Annotated in this window: 2 pseudogenes; both read left to right on the top strand. The window is 55.8% G+C overall.

Annotation, left to right across the window (positions count from 1 at the left end):
- Positions 1-160, top strand: a pseudogene (locus tag NCT05_RS32280) (IS630 family transposase); the annotation flags it as partial.
- Between the two features lie 229 nt (positions 161-389).
- Positions 390-1,414 (top strand): annotated as a pseudogene (locus tag NCT05_RS32285) (IS110 family RNA-guided transposase).
- Positions 1,415-1,770: the final 356 nt, after the last annotated feature.

Raw genomic sequence — 1,770 nt, forward strand, 5'->3', positions numbered from 1 at the left:
TATCCAACGTGATGTGATCGCGCGAGGCGTCTTCACCACTGTGAAGGACTTGGACCGTAAGCTGATGCGCTATATCCGCGAGCACAACAAGAATCCGAAGCCGATTAAATGGAAGTACGACGACCCATCGCGCCGAATTCGGCCGGTGGCATTTCAATGATGCAGTGGACTAGCGAGTCGGTCACCGACATTCCCAGACCGACGTGTCGCGACGAAAGTTCAGCCCGGACACACTGGTCGCATCCTACCATCGTCCATCTGGACGCAGTCATTTTGAAGGGGTTGTGCAGAGGTTCCTTAACCTTTTCGGCAAGCTGTAATGGGATGGTCACCCCCACCCGCCCCCGCTGGGGTAGGCTGCTTGGTACTTTCCACGGGAGGCCATTGTCATGCAAAGCGTCACGATGATCAGAATTGATCTGGGCAAACATTCTTTTCATGTCCATGGCCAAGACCGCGTTGGCAAAGCGGTGTTTCGCAAGAAGTTTTCACGCAAGCAGCTGCTCGAGTTCCTTGCCACGTTTCACCCTTGTACCGTCGTGATGGAGGCTTGCGCCGGCGCACATTGGATGGCACGCAAGATCGGCGCGTTCGGACATATCGTCAAGCTGATCTCACCGCACTTCGTGCGTCCGTTCGTGAAGAGCAACAAGAATGACTTCGTCGATGCTGAGGCGATTTGCGAAGCTGCGTCGCGGCCTTCGGTGCGATTCGTAACGCCGAAGACAGAATCGCAGCAAACTCTTCTGCACTCCATCGAGTTCGCCAGGCTTTCGTCCGCGGTAGAGTGCGTACCACCAACCAAATGCACGGATTCCTTCTCGAATTCGGAATTAGTCTGCCGGTCGGACATGCCGCTGTAAAACACCTTCCTTCAGTGCTGGCCGAGCATCCACTGCCGCCGCGTCTCGTATCGATACTTGAGCAGCTGCATGCGCACTTCAAATACCTTTCCGAGCAGATACGCGATATCGAGAAGGAAATCGAACGTCAACTCGCCGATGATCCGATCGGTCAGCGTCTGTTGACCATTCCCGGTGTCGGACCTGTCACTGCAAGTCTGCTCGCCTCGGAACTCGGTGATGGCAAACAATATCGGTGCAGTCGCGACTTCTCCGCGTCGGTCGGACTGGTGCCGAGGCAATACAGCACAGGGGGAAGGTCAAACCTGCTCGGAATATCCAAGCGCGGTGACAAGAATATCCGTCACTTGCTGGTCCAGTGCGCTCGAGCATTCATGCTGCGCCTGGACAAACAACATGGTCGGATCGCCGACTGGACTCGCGCGACGCTGGCGCGACGCCATTCGAGCGTGGTTGCTTGTGCGCTCGCCAGTAAGCTTGCGCGAGTTGCGTGGGCGATGGTGACCCATGACGCGGTGTTCGAGCGACAAGCATCCGTTACTGGCGCGTGACGGACGTAGGATCGCATCTTTTTTTGAGTCAACCCATCAGGTTTTGCGACAGCTGATAATTGATGACGTGAACGGCCAAACGGCCTGACGGACACCCTGGAAGGTTAACCAGCTTTTAGAAGCTGCCCCTGTTATAAGGACCGTCAGGCGCGATTCTCATCGTGGCGCGGGGACCATTCCTCACAACGACGCCGGATAGATTTGTGCAAGCCATCCACCCATCAAGATCACTGTTGCAAAAACGGGGGTGACCATAGATTAACCTTTGGCCATCTGAACGTAAGCGGTAATTCCTCCGCATCTGGCGAACCCACCTGAGGAGGGTCAAGCTTGTGTCCGCAACTACAACTTGCGGA

It is taken from the genome of Caballeronia sp. AZ7_KS35, assembly GCF_023631045.1.
GTDB classification, from domain to species: Bacteria; Pseudomonadota; Gammaproteobacteria; order Burkholderiales; family Burkholderiaceae; genus Caballeronia; species Caballeronia zhejiangensis.